19 protein-coding genes are annotated in these 16,253 nt (G+C 69.7%); 4 read left to right on the plus strand and 15 right to left on the minus strand.

Annotation, left to right across the window (positions count from 1 at the left end):
* Window positions 1-298 precede the first annotated feature (298 nt).
* The 7 genes from HEP74_RS00605 to HEP74_RS00635 form a co-directional block, all read right to left on the minus strand.
* On the minus strand, window positions 299-1,018 hold the full coding sequence (locus tag HEP74_RS00605; protein WP_185814741.1) for a DUF6882 domain-containing protein: 720 nt from the start codon (window positions 1,016-1,018) through the stop codon (window positions 299-301).
* On the minus strand, window positions 1,015-2,442 hold the full coding sequence (locus tag HEP74_RS00610; protein ID WP_185814742.1) for an amino acid permease: 1,428 nt from the start codon (window positions 2,440-2,442) through the stop codon (window positions 1,015-1,017). The genes HEP74_RS00605 and HEP74_RS00610 overlap by 4 nt, the downstream gene beginning before the upstream one ends.
* A gap of 146 nt (window positions 2,443-2,588) precedes the next feature.
* Window positions 2,589-3,200 (minus strand): response regulator transcription factor, encoded by a 612-nt coding sequence (locus tag HEP74_RS00615; RefSeq protein ID WP_185816433.1) that lies wholly within the window; start codon window positions 3,198-3,200, stop codon window positions 2,589-2,591.
* 8 nt (window positions 3,201-3,208) lie between these two features.
* On the minus strand, window positions 3,209-4,282 hold the full coding sequence (locus HEP74_RS00620; protein WP_524540813.1) for a sensor histidine kinase: 1,074 nt from the start codon (window positions 4,280-4,282) through the stop codon (window positions 3,209-3,211).
* Between the two features lie 43 nt (window positions 4,283-4,325).
* Complete coding sequence (locus HEP74_RS00625) at window positions 4,326-5,054, minus strand: MgtC/SapB family protein (RefSeq protein ID WP_185814744.1); 729 nt, start codon at window positions 5,052-5,054, stop codon at window positions 4,326-4,328.
* Window positions 5,054-5,482, minus strand: coding sequence for a hypothetical protein (locus HEP74_RS00630; protein WP_185814745.1), 429 nt, complete (start codon window positions 5,480-5,482; stop codon window positions 5,054-5,056). The genes HEP74_RS00625 and HEP74_RS00630 overlap by 1 nt, the downstream gene beginning before the upstream one ends.
* A 478-nt stretch (window positions 5,483-5,960) precedes the next feature.
* Window positions 5,961-6,584, minus strand: coding sequence for a glutathione S-transferase family protein (locus HEP74_RS00635; protein WP_185814746.1), 624 nt, complete (start codon window positions 6,582-6,584; stop codon window positions 5,961-5,963).
* Window positions 6,585-6,739: 155 nt separating this feature from the next.
* On the opposite strand from HEP74_RS00635, the gene HEP74_RS00640 reads away from it, so the two are divergent.
* The 3 genes from HEP74_RS00640 (at window position 6,740) to HEP74_RS00650 (ending at window position 9,718) form a co-directional block, all read left to right on the plus strand.
* Window positions 6,740-8,332 carry a DNA recombination protein RmuC gene (locus HEP74_RS00640; RefSeq protein ID WP_185814747.1) on the plus strand — a complete coding sequence of 531 codons (1,593 nt, stop codon included), beginning with the start codon at window positions 6,740-6,742 and terminating at the stop codon, window positions 8,330-8,332.
* A 211-nt stretch (window positions 8,333-8,543) separates the two neighbouring features.
* On the plus strand, window positions 8,544-8,933 hold the full coding sequence (locus tag HEP74_RS00645) for a hypothetical protein (protein WP_185814748.1): 390 nt from the start codon (window positions 8,544-8,546) through the stop codon (window positions 8,931-8,933).
* A 242-nt stretch (window positions 8,934-9,175) separates the two neighbouring features.
* Window positions 9,176-9,718: a glutathione peroxidase gene (locus tag HEP74_RS00650; RefSeq protein ID WP_185814749.1), complete on the plus strand. Its 543-nt coding sequence runs from the start codon at window positions 9,176-9,178 to the stop codon at window positions 9,716-9,718.
* A gap of 418 nt (window positions 9,719-10,136) precedes the next feature.
* Here the strand turns inward: HEP74_RS00650 and HEP74_RS00655 are convergent, their stop codons facing one another.
* The 7 genes from HEP74_RS00655 to HEP74_RS00685 form a co-directional block, all read right to left on the minus strand.
* The gene (locus tag HEP74_RS00655; RefSeq protein WP_185814750.1) at window positions 10,137-10,670 is read right to left on the minus strand and encodes a hypothetical protein; all 534 of its coding nucleotides are present in this window, start codon (window positions 10,668-10,670) and stop codon (window positions 10,137-10,139) included.
* 94 nt (window positions 10,671-10,764) lie between these two features.
* Entirely contained in the window at window positions 10,765-11,829 is a 1,065-nt protein-coding gene (locus HEP74_RS00660) for an MlaA family lipoprotein (RefSeq protein ID WP_185814751.1), read from the minus strand.
* A gap of 4 nt (window positions 11,830-11,833) precedes the next feature.
* Window positions 11,834-12,148, minus strand: a complete 315-nt coding sequence (locus tag HEP74_RS00665; RefSeq protein WP_179570474.1) for an STAS domain-containing protein — start codon at window positions 12,146-12,148, stop codon at window positions 11,834-11,836.
* Window positions 12,138-12,803 carry an MlaC/ttg2D family ABC transporter substrate-binding protein gene (locus HEP74_RS00670; RefSeq protein WP_185814752.1) on the minus strand — a complete coding sequence of 222 codons (666 nt, stop codon included), beginning with the start codon at window positions 12,801-12,803 and terminating at the stop codon, window positions 12,138-12,140. Before HEP74_RS00670 ends, HEP74_RS00665 begins: the two co-directional genes overlap by 11 nt.
* Complete coding sequence (mlaD, locus tag HEP74_RS00675) at window positions 12,800-13,345, minus strand: outer membrane lipid asymmetry maintenance protein MlaD (protein WP_185814753.1); 546 nt, start codon at window positions 13,343-13,345, stop codon at window positions 12,800-12,802. The genes HEP74_RS00670 and mlaD overlap by 4 nt, the downstream gene beginning before the upstream one ends.
* Window positions 13,346-13,447: 102 nt before the next feature.
* Entirely contained in the window at window positions 13,448-14,197 is a 750-nt protein-coding gene (locus HEP74_RS00680) for an MlaE family lipid ABC transporter permease subunit (RefSeq protein ID WP_003466288.1), read from the minus strand.
* A complete protein-coding gene (locus HEP74_RS00685; RefSeq protein WP_185814754.1) occupies window positions 14,197-14,988 on the minus strand; it encodes an ABC transporter ATP-binding protein in 792 nt (263 codons plus the stop codon). The genes HEP74_RS00680 and HEP74_RS00685 overlap by 1 nt, the downstream gene beginning before the upstream one ends.
* Before the next feature lie 404 nt (window positions 14,989-15,392).
* On the opposite strand from HEP74_RS00685, the gene HEP74_RS00690 reads away from it, so the two are divergent.
* Window positions 15,393-15,680, plus strand: coding sequence for a DUF6916 family protein (locus HEP74_RS00690; RefSeq protein WP_185814755.1), 288 nt, complete (start codon window positions 15,393-15,395; stop codon window positions 15,678-15,680).
* On the opposite strand, the gene HEP74_RS00695 is transcribed toward HEP74_RS00690, so the two are convergent.
* A complete protein-coding gene (locus tag HEP74_RS00695) occupies window positions 15,673-16,245 on the minus strand; it encodes a GNAT family N-acetyltransferase (protein WP_185814756.1) in 573 nt (190 codons plus the stop codon). The genes HEP74_RS00690 and HEP74_RS00695 overlap by 8 nt on opposite strands.
* Window positions 16,246-16,253: the final 8 nt, after the last annotated feature.

The raw sequence follows: 16,253 nt of genomic DNA on the forward strand, positions 1-16,253 counted from the left end.
ATGGCTGTTCCCTTCTCCCCTCGGGAGAAGGTGCCCCGTAGGGGCGGATGAGGGTACGGGCGCAGCCTCGTGTACCCAAACTCGGCGAGACGCTTTCGCGCCGTACCCTCACCCCAACTCCTCTCCCGGTGGGAGAGGGGCTAGCGGCTGTTCCTTCTCCCATCGGGAGAAGGTGGCCCGCAGGGGCGGATGAGGGTACGGGCGCAGCCTCGTGTACCCAAACTCTGCGAGACGCTTTCGCGCCTTACCCTTACCCCAACCCCTCTCCCGAGGGGAGAGGGGCTATGCGTGGCGGTCGTTACTTTTTCCAGAACTGCCACTTCGGCGCCGGCTTGCTTGCCGCTGCCGTGGGGGTCGATTGCGGCGCGAGGCTGCCTTGCAATTGGGTCAACCGATCCAGCGCATCGAAGCCAAGCGTGATCCGGCTGCCGCTGCGCGTGGCGACGGTCTGCCCGGGTTCGCGCTGCAGCGCATACCCCTGGTCGTCGAGAAAACCCTCGGTCATCGCGCGGTGGTCGAGCGGGAACTGCGCGACCAATTGTCCGAGCAGGCTGAGCACGCGCGGGTCGTCGCACGGCGCGAACACCGTGGCCGGAACGTCGTCGACCAGGAAGAACAGCGCGCCGCCGCGGTACGGGCCGCGGTAGTAGCAGCGCGCGCTCAGCGCGGCGGCGAGCAGGGCCAGCATGTGGCCGTCGTCTTCGAGCGGCAGCGACGCCGTGGCCAGTTCGGCCGGACCATCGCGCTCGCCACGCTCGCGCAGCGCAGTCGCCGCGACCAGCAGATGCTCAGGCAGGTTGCTGGCGGTGTTGGCCCAGGCCCACAGCCAGCTGGCGCTGTCCTCGGCGGCGCTGCCCAGCAATTGCACCGGGAAGTGCAGGTCGTCGCCGAAGTGCGCAACGCCCTCGGCCAGATCCAGGCGCCAGCCGCGTTCGCCGAGCAGGTCGGCCAGCGCCATCTGCCGGGCGAAGGCGCTGCCGATGTGGCGCGCCAGCAGTGTCTGGAAGGACGGCGTCACGGGCGCTGCTCCCCACGCTGCAGCAGGCTGTGGCGGCGCCCGTAGAGCAGGTAGGCGACCACGCCGATCCCGTTCCACAGCGCGAACCATTTCTGCGTGGTGTGCGGCAGGCTCCAGAACAGGTACAGGCAACCGCCGATCGCCAGCGGCGCGACCACCCACGCCAGCGGCGTGCGGAACTTGCGCACCCGGTTTGGCTCGCGCACGCGCAGTACCAGCAGGCAGGCGGCCACCGCGATGAACGCGGCCAGGGTGCCGGCGTTGGCCAGCGCGGCGATTTCGTCCAGCCGCGCCACGCCGGCCAGCGCCGCCACCAGGATCGCGGTGAACAGCGTGGTCGCCACCGGCGTGCCGGTGCGCGCGCTGACCTTGGACAGGCCACGCGGCAGCAGGCCGTCGCGCGACATCACGAAGAAGATCCGGCTCTGCCCGTACAGGAACGCCAGCAGTACCGTCGGCAGCGCGATCACCGCGGCCGCGGCGATCAGCGTCGCCGCCTTGCCCTGGCCGAGTTCGCGCAGGATCAGCGCCAGCGGTTCGGCGCTCTGGCCGAACACGGTGTAGCTCATTGCGCCGACCGCGGACAGCGCCACCAGGACGTAAATCAGGGTGCAGCCGACCATCGAGCCGAGGATGCCGATCGCCAGGTCGCGCTCGGGCTTCTTGGTTTCCTCGGCCGCGGTGGAGATCGCGTCGAAGCCGTAGAAGGCGAAGAAGATGATCGCCGCGGCCGCCATCACCCCGCGCTCGACGCCGTCGGCGCCCATCGACTTGGCGAAGCCGAACGGCATGAACGGCTCCATCCGCGCGCTGTCGAAATGCGGCAGCGCGATCACCACGAACACGGTCAGGGCGGCGATCTTCACCGCCACCAGCACCGCGTTGACCGTCGCGCTGGCCTGGGTGCCGAGCATCAGCATGCCGGCGACGACGAAGGTGATCAGCACCGCCGGCAGGTTGACGAAGCCGCCCGGCACATGCGGCCCGGCGGTCAGCCACTGCGGCAGGTCCACGCCCACGCCCTTGAGGAAGCCGACCGCATAGCCCGACCACCCCACCGCCACCGTGCTGACCACCAGCGAGTATTCCAGGATCAGGCTCCAGCCGACCACCCAGGCGATGCTTTCGCCGAGCGCGATGTAGCTGTAGGTGTAGGCGCTGCCGGCGGCCGGCATCATCGTCGCCATCTCCGCGTAGGCCAGCGCGGCGCAGGCGCAGATCGCCCCGGCCACCGCGAACGACAGCAGCACCGCGGGCCCGGCCTTGTCGGCGCCGACCCCGATCAGGGTGTAGATGCCGGTGCCGACGATCGCGCCGATGCCCAGCGCCACCAGGTGCGGCCAGCTCAGCGTGGGCACCAGCCGGCGCCCGGCCTCGTGGACGGTGACCAGATCGAGCGACTTGCGCCGGAACAGGAACGACATGCGGGCCTCGGGGAGCGACAGGACAAGCCCGCGAGTGTCGCCGAATGCGGTGCAGCAATGCTATGCCCGGCCGCCTTGTCCGCCGACGGGGCTGCGGCTAAGGAGGACGCCATCGCGCCGCGCGGCAACCGTCGCCGTCGCGCGCGTTACAGCCCGATCCGCTCGGCCAGCCGCACCAGTTCGGCGAGCGACCCGGCTTTCATCTTGCGCATCGCCTGGCCGCGCCGCACCTTGACTGTGATCTCGCTGAGCTGCAGCCGCGCGGCGACCTGCTTGTTCAACAGCCCCTGTACCACCAGCCGGGTCACCTCCTGCTCGCCCGCGGTCAGCGTCGCCCAGCGGCCGCGCAGTTCGGCCAGCGCGGCCTCGCGCTGGCGGCGCTCGCGGTCGCGGGCGATGCCGTGCTGGATCGCGTCGAGCAGGTCCTGGTCGCGGAACGGCTTGGTCAGGAATTCGATCGCGCCGTTCTTCATCGCTTCCACGCCCATCGCGATGTCGCCGTGGCCAGTGATAAAGATGGTCGGCAGGTTGAGCCCGGCCTCCAGCAGCTGCCGGTGGAATTCCATGCCGCTCTGCCCGGGCATGCGGATGTCCAGCACCATGCAGCTGGGCGCGTCGGCCAGCGCGTGCAGCAGGAACTCGCGGCTGGACCCGAACGCGTGCACCTGCAGGTCCACCGAGGCGAACAGGTCTTCCAGCGCGGCGCGGATCGAGGCGTCGTCGTCGATCAGATACACCACCGGGCGCTGTTCGGACAGCGGCAGGTTCATGGGCGTGCTCCTGGTTTTGCGATCGGCAGGCAGACGCCGAACAGCGCGCCGCAGGGGCTGCGCGGTGCAGCCCACAGACGCCCGCCGCTGGCCTCGACGATGCTGCGGCTGATGCTCAGGCCGATCCCGATGCCGTCGGGCTTGGTGGTCCAGAAAGCGTCGAACAGGCGCGCCTGCGTCTCGGTCGACAGGCCGACGCCGGCATCGGCCACGGTCAGCCGCAGCGACCCCGCATCCTCCTGCGCGGTGCCGACCCAGATCGACCGCGCATCGGCCGGCGTGTGCGCCATCGCTTCCATCGCGTTCAACAACAGATTCACCACCACCTGCTGGATCTGCACCCGATCGGCCAGCACCGGCGGCAGCGCCGGCGCCAGTTCCACCCGCACCGCGATGGCGTTGCGCTCCAGCTCGCCGCGCGACAGCGCCAGCACGTCCAGCACCGCGGCGTTGAGGTCGAACGCGCTCTTGCGCGGCGCCTCGCCCTTGCTGAGGCTGCGGATCCGCGCGATCACCTCGCTGGCGCGGTTGGCGTCGTCGAGGATCCGCTGCAATGCCGCCTGCGCCCGCTCCAGGTTCGGCGGCTGCTGGCCGAGCCAGCGCTGGCAGGCATTGCCGCTGGTGACGATCGCGGCCAGCGGCTGGTTGACCTCGTGCGCGATGGAGGCGGTCAGGCTGCCCAGGCTGCGCGCGCGCGCCAGACGCAGCAGTTGCGCCTGCGCTTCATGCGCGGCCGCCTTGGCGCGCTCCATCTGCACCGCGATGGACGTGGTCACCGCCACCACCACGATGCTGATGGCCGAGTTGATCACGCCCACCCGGTACGCGCCGGCGGAGCTGAGCTGGAAGCTGAGCACGATCAGCACGATGCAGGCGCCGGCGAGCAGCAGCATGCCCGCGCGGGTGAGCAGCCGCACCGCGAACAGGATCACCACCGTGTAGAACAACGCGGCGGCCACCCCGTAATCGGTCAGCGTATCGGCGGCGAAGATCGCGCCCAGCGCCAGCAGCAGCGCCGCCAGCGCGAGCAGGCGGCGATGCGGCGAGGGCGAAGTGAAGCAGCGGGTCATCGGCGTCATGGCGGTGGGCGATTGCTGGTGCGGGGCCGAGCGATCAGCCTTCGGCCCCGGCGTTCCAGAACGCCTGTTGTACACCGGGTTCGCCTTCCAGGTGCTGGATCACCGTATCCAGCTCTTCGGCGCGCACCGCGGTCGCGTACAGCGTCGCGGCGATCTCCACGTCGTGCTGGCCGAACGGATGCTGGTCCACCTCGCGCGCCGGGTAGTGGGCGGCTTCCAGCAGCTCGAGCAGCCGCTCGCGCACCGCGCCGTGCACGCCGCGGGCGCAGATCACGTAGAACACGTAGGTCGCCTCGATCGAGGATTCCTCCAGCGGCCGGCGGTTGATCCGGTTCACCACCGGGCGCAGCAAGGTGTTGCTGAGCAGCACGAACACCGCCGCCAGCACCGCTTCGGCGACCAGCCCGGCGCCGGCGCAGGCGCCGACCGCGCCCGACCCCCACAGCGTGGCCGCGGTGTTCAGGCCGGTGACGTTGGCGCCTTCCTTCATGATCGCGCCGGCACCGAGGAAGCCGATGCCGGAGACCACGTAGGCCACCACCTGCACCGCGCCCTGGGTGCCGCCATGGATCTCGAACAGGCGGTCGCCGAGCGAGACGAAGATGGCCGCGCCGACCGCGACCAGGGTGTTGGTGCGCAGGCCCGCGGTGCGTTGCCGCACCTGCCGTTCGAAGCCGATGAGCGCGCCCAGCGCGAAGGCGGTGGACAGGCTCACCACGGTGTCGAGCAGCGAGGCGAGATTGAACAGGCGCAGCGCTTCCATCAGCGCGGCGACCGGTGGCGGAGCGGATGGGTCATCGCAATACCTGCGGAGATGTCGGGCGACAGGGACCGGGCATGATGCGGCAGATGCGTGGCAATCGCGCGTCGCAGCGCCGCCGCCGAATCCGACCACCAGCCCAGCGCCCGCTGCCGCCAGCCCGGCACCGCCGCCATGGCGGGACCGGGCTGGCGCAGGCGCCGCCGCGCCGACCGCGACAGACGCACCAGCACGCGGATGCGGTCCTCGCCCGGCAGCAGCGACAGCGCATCGGCGAGCACGCGCGCGGGGAAGCCGGACAGGGCCTTGCCGAACGCACGCACGCCATGCGCGGCGAGCAGCTGGCACAGGATGTCGGCGCGGTGCATGGCCACCGCCGCGCGCAGGGCGCGGTGCAGGGCGCGTTGGAAACGGGACGTGTACAGCAGCATGAGAACCTCCTTCCGGCGCGCTGCCGGAAGGAACGCCTCACCCTTGCGGATGGGCGGACGTCTCCGGGGCGGGACCGGGCAAGCGTGGAAAGGACAGCGCAGGCGGGAGCGTGGCGATGGCGCCACGCGGATGCGGGTCGGGGTCCATGGCGGTCTCCTGATGAGGGCGGAACAGGCGCGGTTGCGGCGTCGGCGACGGGCGCAGGCCCCGCGGGCATGGACGCAGCGGCGGCGTCGGCGCTGCGGCAAGACATGGCATCCGCAGGCCGCCAACGCGGGCGGCAGTGGGGATGCACGGGGTCTAGCCGCGGCGGCCGGGATGCAGCTTCGCGACGCGGCAAAGCTTGGCATACGTGGCATGGCGCCGGCCACCGCGCATGCGGCGCTTTTTCATGGCCATGCGCATCGCCGGCCTATACCAACGTATCGCCGCGGGCAAAGCCAGTACCTGCTGCGGCGCGCGCTGCGCCAAGAGCGGCTACGGGATGCCGTTGCGCCCGTGCACCAGAAAGCCCGGGCGCGCCGACAGGCGTTCGTAGTACGCCGCCACCGCCGGCAACGGTGGTCGCTGCATCGGTGTGGCCATCCAGCGCTGGGTGGACAGGCCGAGCACGATGTCGGCCAGGGTGAAGTCCGCGCCCGCCGCGTAGGCACCGGTGCGCTGCAGCTGCGCGTCGAGGATGCCCATGTGCCGATGCCAGCCGGCCATGCCCTGCGCCAGCGCCTGCGCATCGCGATGCGCGGGGCTGTCGCGGACCAGCGCCATGAACGCGTAGCGCCATGCGTTGTTGAGTTCGGTGGCCTGCCAGTCCATCCACTGCTCGACCGTTGCCCGCGCCTGCGGCGCGGTCGGCAGCAGGTCCGCGCGCTGCTGGCGCGCCGCCAGGTAGCGGCAGATGCTGTTGGATTCCCACAGTACGAAGTCGCCATCGCGCAGCACCGGTACCATTGCGTTCGGGTTCAACGCGCGGAATTCCGGCGTGTCCACCTCAGCGAAGCCGGCGCCGTAGGGCAGCTGCTCGATCGCCAGGTCCAGTTCCGCGCACAGCCACAGCACCTTGCGCACGTTGATCGAAGAGGATTTGCCGTACAGGGTGAGCATGGAATCCGGCCGGGTGCGGGCGACGCAGCGTGCATCGGCGCGGGTGCCAGCGCAAGACGGCCGCGCCGGCGGTGGCTGCGCCGTGCGCTGGCCTCGGCTGCGGTTGCGTGTCCACGTGGCGCAGCGCCTGAGACGCGGCCGGCTACACTGGCGGCATGCAAACCGATCCCCATTTCCTGATCCTGGCCGGCCTGCTGTGCGCCGTCATCGTGCTGCTGCTGATGGTGCTGCTGCGCCGGACCGACCACACGGCGCTGGAGCAGGTCCTGCGCGAAGAACAGCGCAGCGGCCGCGGCGAACTGCGCGAGCAGCTCGACAGCCTGGCGCGGCAGCAGGACGCGCGCAGCGAAGGCTTCGCCCGCCATCTGTCCGACCTGTCCACCCGCACCGACCAGCGCCTGGACCTGCTGCGCGAAGCGTTGACCGAGGACGCGCGGCGCGGCCGCGCCGAGGCCGGCGAGGCGCAGCAGCGCGTCGCCGAACTGCTCAACCAACGCCTGGTCGAAATGCGCAGCCAGCTCGACGCATTCGGCCAGCAGCAGGACGCGCGCATGCTGCAGTTCGGCCAGCAGCAGAGCGAGCTGATCGCGCGCATCGACGCGCACCTGACCGGGCTGCGCGAGACTCTGGTCGAAGACGCGCGCAAGGGCCGCCTGGAAGGCGCCGAGTCGCAGCAGCGCTTCGCCGACACGCTCGGCCAGCGCCTCAACGAACTGATTCAGCGCAACGAGCAGCGCATCGGCGAGATGCGCGCCACCCTGGAAGAGCGCTTGAAGGAATTGCAGGCCGACAACGCGGCCAAGCTCGAGCAGATGCGCGGCACCGTCGACGAAAAGCTGCAGACCACCCTCAACACGCGCCTGGACGCCTCGTTCAAGCTGGTCTCCGAGCGACTCGAGCAAGTGCAGCGCGGGCTGGGCGAAATGCAGCAGCTGGCCACCGGCGTCGGCGATCTCAAGCGCGTGCTGAGCAACGTCAAGAACCGCGGCGGCTGGGGCGAAGTGCAGCTGGAGAACATCCTCGAGCAGACCCTGACCCAGGAGCAGTACGCGCGCGGCGTGCGGGTGCGCCCGGAGCGCAACGAGGCGGTCGATTTCGCGGTGCGCCTGCCCGGCCGCGGCCACGAGGACACGCCGGTATGGCTGCCGATCGATGCCAAGTTCCCACGTGAGGACTACGAGCGGCTGCTCGACGCGCAGGAACAGGGCGATGCGGAGCAGGTGCTGGCGATGGGTGCGCAGTTGGAGCGCGCGATCCGGGTGCAGGCCAAGTCGATCAGCGACAAGTACATCGCGCCACCGCACACCACCGATTTCGCGGTGATGTTCCTGCCCACCGAAGGCCTGTACGCCGAGACGCTGCGTCGACCCGGCCTGGCCGACCTGCTGCAGCGCGAGCACCGCATCGTCATCGCCGGCCCCACCACCGTCACCGCGCTGCTCAACAGCCTGCAGATGGGCTTCCGCACCCTGGCGATCGAAAAGCGCTCCAGCGAAGTGTGGGGCGTGCTGGCGGCGGTCAAGAGCGAGTTCGGCAAGTTCGCCGGCATTCTGGAAAGGGCCGAGAAGCAGATCGGCACCGTCGGTAAAAGCCTGGGGGATGCCAGCCGCAAGACCCGCACCATCGAGCGCCGCCTGCGCGGAGTGGAGACGCTGGCCGATGCGCAGTTCACCCCGCTGCTCGATCTCGAGTTGCCCATCGCCGATGCCGATACGGACGAAGATCCGGCACGCGACGAGCAGGAATAGGCAACACGGCGCACCCGTGCGCCTCGCTGTACGGACGTCAAGGCTGGCGCGTACGCAGCGCTTGCCGCTTTGAGTTGCCCATCGCGCTGCCGGCCGGCATGACGATCACGTGCGATGACCAGCAATAGGCGGCATCGCGCACGTCCATGCACCTTCTGGCGACAGGCGCATTGCGATACTGCGCGCCGGAACCGGCCGAATGGAAAGAGCGATGTCGATGCGATGGTGCATACCCCTGTTGTCCTGCCTGCTGCTGGCTGCCTGCAGTAGCGGTCCACGCCCGCAGGCGGGTCCCACGCCATCCGCGCCCCAGGCGGGCACCGATGGCGCCGCTGCGGCCGACGCCGCGGCGTGCACGGCACAAGGCGGCAGCCTGCGCCCGCTCGGCCGGCGCGGACTGCTCAAGTGCGTGATCCCGTTCGCCGATGCCGGCAAGGACTGCAGCGACAAAAGCCAGTGTCACGGCGACTGCCTGGCGGTCGCGCCGGTGCCCACCGGCACTGCCGCACAAGGCGTATGTCAGCGCGACATCAGCGAGAACTACGGCTGCCGGCAGACCGTGCAAGGCGGCGTGGGCGGATCGCAGATCTGTATCGACTGAGTGCGTGTGCTCCCGTTCCGAGCGGGGCGCACTGGGTCTGCCATCGCCAACCCGCGCCGCTCCTCCGCGTGTGCGGGACGGCGTCATGATTCGGGCATGGGCGCATGTCCGCTTTCTGCTCCGTGCACGGCCAGGAGCGGCGCGGCTTGTTCGGGATAATGGACACGCCCAGGTCGCCGCGCGATAGCCGTTGCGCGGCCATGCGCCTATGCTTGCGCTCCATCTTGTTGCAGGAGTTGCACGTGAGCCAATCGATCTACGACATCCCGTTGACCACCATCGACGGCCAGCCCGCTTCGCTGGCCGCGCATCGCGGCAAGGTGCTGCTGGTCGTCAACGTCGCCTCCAAGTGCGGTCTGACCAAGCAGTACGAAGGGCTGGAAGCGCTGTATCGCGAAAAGCAGGCCGACGGGCTGGACGTGCTCGGTTTCCCGGCCAACGACTTCAAGGCTCAGGAGCCGGGCAGCGAGGCGGAGATCCAGCAGTTCTGCCAGCTCACCTACGACGTGACGTTCCCGATGTTCGCCAAGATCGCGGTCACCGGCGAGGCCACGCATCCGCTGTACGGCGCTCTGATCGAGGCGCAGCCGAACACCGAGGGCGAAGGCCCGATGCGCGAGAAGCTGGTCGGCTATGGCATCGAACCCAATCCGGCACCGGGCGTGCTGTGGAACTTCGAGAAGTTCCTGGTCGGCCGCGACGGCCAGGTGCTGGGCCGCTTCGCTCCGGACGTGACCGCCGAGGACCCGCGCCTGCGCACGGCGATCGAGGCGGCGCTGGCGTAAACGGTTTGCGGCGTTCGCTGCCGCAAGGGATGCCTGGGTTGTCTGGATGCGTGTAGGAGGGGCTCCGCTGGCATCGAGCCATGAGCCCCGACAGGTCGCCGGAAGCTTTGGAAATCCCCGCTCCGCTCGTCGCGGCTGAAGCCGCTCCTACAGTCGCTATGCGGCTGGCTTGCTGAGCCGCGATTGCGCGAGTCCACTGCGTTGCCGTTGCCGTTGCCGTTGCTTTGGCTGTCGCTTTTGACTTACCGGGTTCCCTTCCGCAGCGGCGGATGGACCGGGGAAAAACCCGAAGGGCGGCGCACATGGATGTGCGCCGTTCGCGGCAGGGGCAGGATGCCCCTTCCGCGAATCCCCGGTGCATCCGCGGACCCGGAGCGCGCAGCGCGGAGGGCGCGAGGCAGGGCGCGCTTTCTTTTGGTTACTTTTCTTTGCGCGAGCAAAGAAAAGTGACTCGCCTTAAGGCGAAAGCCTTTGCCTTTGCCTTGGTTCTGGCATTGAGATTTTGAAGCTTGAAGCTTGAAGCTTTGAAGCAAGAGCAACAGCTTCCGCTGGCGCGGGTCACTTTTCTTTGCTTGTGCAAAGAAAAGTAACCAAAAGAAAGCACACCCCGCAGCGCGCCCTCCGCGCTGCGCGCTACGGGTCCGCAGGCACGACGGGCATTTTTCGATGGCACATCCATGTGCCAACGAAAAACGTCGCGCATCCTGCGCGACGCCCTTCGGGTTTTCGCCCGCCGAGCCTGCCGCGCTGAGGGGGCCCGGTAAATCAAAGACGAAGCAAAAGCACGAGCAACAGCAACAACAACGGCAACGGCACTAGCAATGGCAGGAGCAATGGCAGGAGCAATGGCAGGAGCAATGGCAGGAGCAATGCCTGCTGCTGGCATGTGCCTACCGGACTGCCTGCCGGACACGCCGCTGTAAGTCGCACGGCGATATTTGCTCAGAATCACGCTGCTCCCGCAGCGGTAATGGCAGAAAGGATTCACCCATAAAAAAACCCGGCCGAAGCCGGGGTTTTTGTGTGCCGCCGGAAATGCGCGCGGCTCAGCGGCTGCCGCCGCGCCACTCCGGGATCGGCATCGCGTCCACCGGTACGGTCGGATTGGTCTCTTCCTCGCGCAGATAGTCGGGCAGATCGTTGTCCTGGCGCTTGTTGTGGCTGCGCAGGTCGCCTTCGATCTGGTAACTGCGGCGCTGCATCCACGCGTCGCGGGTCAGCTGGTACTCGTCCGGCGCGTTGTCGCGCATGCTGTCCAGCGACAGCAGCTGCGCGCGCGTATCCACCAGCTGCAGGCCCTGCAGGCCGATGCGCACCGTGTCCTCCCCGATCTGCCGCAGCGGCGACAGCGGCGCGTCGCCGGCCAGGCCGAACACGTCGCGTACCGTGCGCGGCCCGAACAGCGGCAGCTCCACGTAGCGCGAACGGCGCCAGCCCCAGGCGCCCAGAGTCTGGCCGAAGTCCTCGCTGCGCCGCGGCAGCTTGGCGTCGCTGGCCGGGTCGAAGATGCCGCCGATGCCCAGCGTACTGTTCATCACGAACCGGCCCAACGTCTGCCCGGCCTGCAGCGGACGGCCCTGCAGCAACTGGTTGACCATGGTCAGCGGCGAACTGAGGTTGTCGAAGAAGTTGGTCACGCCCAGTCGCACCGGCCGCGGCACCACGTTGACGTAGGCGCGCGCCAGCGGCCGCGCCACAGTGCGGTCGACCACGTTGTTGAACTTGTGCACCTTGCGGTTGAACTTCTCCCACGGATCGTAGCTCTGCGGCACGGCGACGCCGGCCGGCAGGGTCGGATCGGCGACCGGGTTGTACGGGTCGCCGCCGTACAGCGCGGCGTAGTCGTCCTCGGCGGCGGTCGCCGCGCCCCCGGTCGGCGGCACGCTCGCCGGTGCGGCCATCGCGTCGCCGGCGACGGGGGCCGGCGCGGAGGCCTGCGCATCGGCCGCTGGCGCCGCGTCCATGGCACCGCTATCGGCAACGGCGGTGTCGGCAGGTGTCGCCTGCACCGCGGTCGCGGCTGGCGGCGGCGGGGGGCGCTTGGGGGCGCCGGCACAGGCGCCCAGGGCGGCGGCCAGGGCCAGGGAAGTGAGGATACGCAGCACGTTCATGGGGTCAGCTCGCCGCCAGGGGAGATTGGAAATCCAGGGTCGGCGCCAGCCGGTAGGCGGCGCTCAATTCGGTCAGGCCGGCCGGGGCGCCATGGATGGCGACCTCGGCCTGGCCCTGCGCACGCAGGCGTGCGGCCAGTTCGGCGAGCAGCGCCAGGCCGGCGCTGTCCACCTGCGCCACCTCGCGCAGATCCAGCGCCCGCGCGCCGGCCAGCAGCGGCAGCGCCGCCGGCCACAGCGCGGTGGCCGCGGCACGGTCGAGCACGCCGCTCAGCGCGAGCGTGTCGCCGTCGCGACGCAGGCGTGGCTCACTTGCCACTGTTGCTCGCCGGTGCCACTTGCATCGCGCCGTTGCGCAGATCGGCCGCGACCTGCGGAATCGACTTGGTGCGCAGCGGCGTGTCGAACTGGTTGCGGAAGGTCTGCACGTACGACACGCCTTCCACCATCACGTCGAAGATCTTCCAGCTGCCGCCGTTGTTGCGCAGCAGGTAGTCGACCGGGATCGGGTCGCCGCCGCTGCGCAGCAGTTCGGTGGAGACCTTGGCGCCGCGGCCGCCCGGCAGCGGGGTTTCCGACTTCACCCGTACCTGCGGCTTGCCTTCGAAGGTCAGCAGCGAGGTGCCGTAGCGCTGCATCAGGTTGTCGGCCATCGCGTCGGCGAACAGCTTGACGTCGGCATCGGAGGCACCGCGGCCGTGCACGCCGAGCACCAGGCGCGCGGCGTAGTCGCGGTCGAAGGACTTGTTCATCTCGCTGTCGATGAACTGCTTGAGCGCGGCGTTGTTGTTCTTGAACTCGGCCCGACGCTGTTCCAGCGTGGTCAGGATGCGGGTGCTGTTGTCGAGCACGACCTTGCTGGCCGAACCCTGCTGGGTGGCGGCAGCGGCAGGCGCGGCCTGGGCCAGCGCGATGGCGGGTGCGGCGGCGGCCAGGACGGCGGCGAGCGCGGCGGAAAGCAGTTTGTTGGTCATGGCTTGGGTTCCGTTTCCGTAGAGGGAGTGGCGGTGTTCGCGGAGGATGCGGCAGCGGGCGTCGCGCCGGCGTTACCGCTGCTGCTGCCGCCGCCGAACATGTACTTGCCGACCAGCTGGATCAGGTCCACCGCTGGCTGGGTGAAGGCGATCTCCTGGCCGGGCTTGAGCGTGTCGGGGTCGCCGCCGGGCTGCAGGCCGACATAGCTCTCGCCGAGCAGGCCGCTGGTCAGGATGCCGGCCGAGGTGTCCGCCGGCAGGTCCTTGTAGCGGTCGTCGATGGCCAGGGTCACCACCGAGTCGAACTTGGCCGGATCCAGCTCGATCTTCGCCACCTGGCCGATGATCACCCCGCCGATCTTCACCGGCGCCTGCTGGCGCAGCTGGCCGATCTGCGAGAAGCGCGCGGTCAGCTCGTAACGGCCGCCGCCGAAGCCCCACTGGCGGTTGGTGGAGGCGAGCGCCAGCACCAGCAGCGAGGCCAGGCCCAGCAGCAGGAAGGCGCCGACGGCGAACTCGAGACGGGGACCACGGATAGCCATAACGTGTCTACCTTGTTGATTCATCTGAGCCGCGGCGACAGTGCCGCGGCCGGTGTTGCGAAAAGCGCCCGCCGCCGAGGGCGGGCTTTGGCGCGCGGTCCCTTACTGGAACAGCAGCGCCGACAGGACGAAATTGAACATCAGCACCAGCAGCGAGGCGTTCACCACCGCGCGGGTGGTGGCCACCGAGGTGCCCTCGATGGTCGGCTCGGCGTGGAAGCCGACATACGAGGCCACCAGCGCCGCGGTGCCGCCGAACACCGCCGACTTCAGCATCGCCACGCCGAAGTCGTCCCAGAAATCCACGCTGCTCGACAGCGCCGACCAGAACGTGCCCTTGTCCAAGCCCAGCACGTGCACCGCTTCGAAGTAGCTGGCGCTGATCGCCAGCGAGCAGAAAATGCCGGTCAGCAGCGGCACGGTCAGCACCGCCGCCCAGAAGCGCGGCGCCACCGCCTTGGCCACCGGGTCGATCGCCATCAGCTCCAGCGCCTTGATCTGGTCGGTGGCGCGCATCAGCCCCAGTTCGGCGGCGATCGAGCTGCCGGCGCGGCCGATGAACAGCAGCGCGGTCAGCACCGGCGCCAGCTCGCGGTACAGCGACAGCCCCAGCAGCGTGGACAGTGCATCGGAGGCGCCGTAGGTCTGCAGCGTGCGGTAGCCCTGCAGGGTCAGCACCAGGCCGACGAAGGCGCCGCCGACGGCGATGATCGGCAGCGAGCGCGCGCCGACCTTGTAGATCTCGCGGACCAGTTCGGCCAGGAAATCGCGGGTCGGCAGCGAGCCGCGCAGCACGGTGATCGAGAACAGCCCGGCGCGGCCCAGCGCGCGGATCGAGGCGACGGCGCCCATCAGGCGGCACTCCGCGCGCGCGGCGGCGCATCGAACGGGATCGGGCCGTCCGGGCGGCCGTGCAGGAACTGCTGCAACAGCGGGTCGGCGCTGGCCTGCAGCGCGTCCGGCGTGCCGGCGAAAACCACCCCGCCGTTGGCGATCGCCACCGCCTGGTCGCAGATCGGCAGGGTCTCGTGGACGTGGTGGCTGACGATGATGCTGGTCAGGCCCAGGGTGTCGTTGAGACGCTGGATCAGGCTCATGATCACCCCGGAGGCGATCGGGTCCAGGCCGGTCAGCGGTTCGTCGTAGATCATCAGCGGCGGGTCCAGGGCCAGCGCGCGGGCCAGCGCCACGCGCCGCGCCATGCCGCCGGACAGCTCGCGCGGCCAGGCGTCGGCGGCGGCCAGCAGGCCCACCGCGTGCAGCTTCAGCGCCACCAGCCGTTGCAGCACCGGCTCGGGCAGGCGGGTGTGGGCGCGCAGCGGCAGCGCCACGTTCTCGGCCACGCTCAGGTCGGTGAGCAGGCCGTTGCCCTGCAGCAGCACGCCGATGCTCTTGCGTGTCTCGCGCAGCGCGCGGCTGCCGCGCGGCAAGGGCTGGCCGAACACCTCGACCGTGCCTGCGACCGGCACCAGTTCGCCGGTCAGCGCCGCCAACAGGGTCGATTTGCCGCTGCCCGACGGGCCGAGCACGGCGGTGATGCTGCCGCGCGGCACCGCCAGCGAGACATCGCGCAGGATCGCGCGGCCGCCACGGTCGATGCGCACGCCCGACAGCTGCACCACATTGGATTCGGAAGACGCCATCGCGGCCTTTAACGAAAAATCAACACAGGATTGAGCCAGTCCGCTGAACTTAACCGAACTGGGCCGTGCAGTATTGTCGCATCCGTGACGCCTGCGTGCGCATGTCCGGGGATGCCGTACATGCAACAGCGTGTCTTGGGCCTGGGGGCTGGCCGGTTTGCTGGTGCGGGTGACAGGTTGCCGGCTGCCTGCGGTGGGATGTCCGCGGGCCGTGCGGTCCTGCGTCGCGGCAGGAACCGCATGGCCGTCGCCGCTACTGTTGCGCGCGGTCCCGTGCCGCTAAGCGGGTCGCTGCCATCGCCGCCATCGCCAGCTCCGTGTGCCGTTGCGGTGCCGGTCTTGTATGCAGTGCCGGGTCGCGCCACGATGCAGGGCGGCGATGGCGCCGCGACAGGGAGTCGTGCATGGAATTGCTGACGTTGGAACATTTCGCCGGAAGCGTGAACGAGACCTTCGCGGCGGAGTTGAACGAGGGCGAGATCTCCTTCGTGCTGGTCGAGGCCCGGCCTCTGCCGATCAAGACCGCCGCGCCGCGCGCGCCGTTCTCGCTGCTGTTCCGCAACACCTCCTCGTTCCTGTTCCCGCAACAGATCTACCGGATGCGCCATGCGCGCCTAGGCGAGGTGGGGATCTTCCTGGTACCGGTGGCGCGCGAGCGCGACGGCTTCCTGTACCAGGCCGTCTTCAACTGACAGCCGGCGCCGTGCAGGCGGTGCGCCAGTGCATTTGCAGATGGGTGGCGCTGGCATCGCCGGCGACGAAGCCCAGGCGCGCGTACAGGCGCCGCGCTTCGGGATTGGCATGCAGCACATGCAGCGACAGCGCGCAGCCGGCGGCCTGCGCCAGTGCCTGCGCGTGCGTGATCAGCGCGGTGCCGATGCCCTGGCCGCGCAGCTCCGGCAACAGGCTGATATCCACCAGTACATGCTGCGCCGCACTGCGGTCCAGGTAGAGCCGGCCGAGCGGCGCCTGCGCGGTTTCCACGATCAGGAAGTCGGCATCGGCGAAGTGGCTCAGGTAGTGTGCGTGCTGCAGCGCGAACTGCTGGTCGAGGAACGCGCGCTTGGCGGCCTCCGGCCATGGCACCGCGGCCAGCTCTGCGCCGCGGGTGCTTGCGTACAGGTCGCGCAGCCAGGGCAGGTCGGCATCGCGTGCGGCGCGCAGGCCGATGCCGCGCGCGCGCAAGGCGCCCGGCTGGGCGACGGGCTCGCGCCCAGCCGGAAAAGTCGGCGCCGGCGTACCGGCGGCGGCGGGCATGCGGGCCG

The sequence above is a fragment of the Xanthomonas sp. SS genome (genome assembly GCF_014236835.1).
In the GTDB taxonomy this organism is placed as follows: Bacteria; Pseudomonadota; Gammaproteobacteria; order Xanthomonadales; family Xanthomonadaceae; genus Xanthomonas_A.

Bases quoted from the DNA above. Each gene is read 5' to 3' on its own strand.
- HEP74_RS00610 (WP_185814742.1), bottom strand. From the start codon at position 2,442: ATGTCGTTCCTGTTCCGGCGCAAGTCGCTCGATCTGGTCACCGTCCAC.
- HEP74_RS00620 (WP_524540813.1), bottom strand. From the start codon at position 4,282: ATGACCCGCTGCTTCACTTCGCCCTCGCCGCATCGCCGCCTGCTCGCG.
- HEP74_RS00625 (WP_185814744.1), bottom strand. From the start codon at position 5,054: ATGGAAGCGCTGCGCCTGTTCAATCTCGCCTCGCTGCTCGACACCGTG.
- HEP74_RS00630 (WP_185814745.1), bottom strand. From the start codon at position 5,482: ATGCTGCTGTACACGTCCCGTTTCCAACGCGCCCTGCACCGCGCCCTG.
- HEP74_RS00635 (WP_185814746.1), bottom strand. From the start codon at position 6,584: ATGCTCACCCTGTACGGCAAATCCTCTTCGATCAACGTGCGCAAGGTG.
- HEP74_RS00640 (WP_185814747.1), top strand. From the start codon at position 6,740: ATGCAAACCGATCCCCATTTCCTGATCCTGGCCGGCCTGCTGTGCGCC.
- HEP74_RS00645 (WP_185814748.1), top strand. From the start codon at position 8,544: ATGTCGATGCGATGGTGCATACCCCTGTTGTCCTGCCTGCTGCTGGCT.
- HEP74_RS00660 (WP_185814751.1), bottom strand. From the start codon at position 11,829: ATGAACGTGCTGCGTATCCTCACTTCCCTGGCCCTGGCCGCCGCCCTG.
- HEP74_RS00670 (WP_185814752.1), bottom strand. From the start codon at position 12,803: ATGACCAACAAACTGCTTTCCGCCGCGCTCGCCGCCGTCCTGGCCGCC.
- mlaD (WP_185814753.1), bottom strand. From the start codon at position 13,345: ATGGCTATCCGTGGTCCCCGTCTCGAGTTCGCCGTCGGCGCCTTCCTG.
- HEP74_RS00680 (WP_003466288.1), bottom strand. From the start codon at position 14,197: ATGGGCGCCGTCGCCTCGATCCGCGCGCTGGGCCGCGCCGGGCTGTTC.
- HEP74_RS00685 (WP_185814754.1), bottom strand. From the start codon at position 14,988: ATGGCGTCTTCCGAATCCAATGTGGTGCAGCTGTCGGGCGTGCGCATC.
- HEP74_RS00690 (WP_185814755.1), top strand. From the start codon at position 15,393: ATGGAATTGCTGACGTTGGAACATTTCGCCGGAAGCGTGAACGAGACC.
- HEP74_RS00695 (WP_185814756.1), bottom strand. From the start codon at position 16,245: ATGCCCGCCGCCGCCGGTACGCCGGCGCCGACTTTTCCGGCTGGGCGC.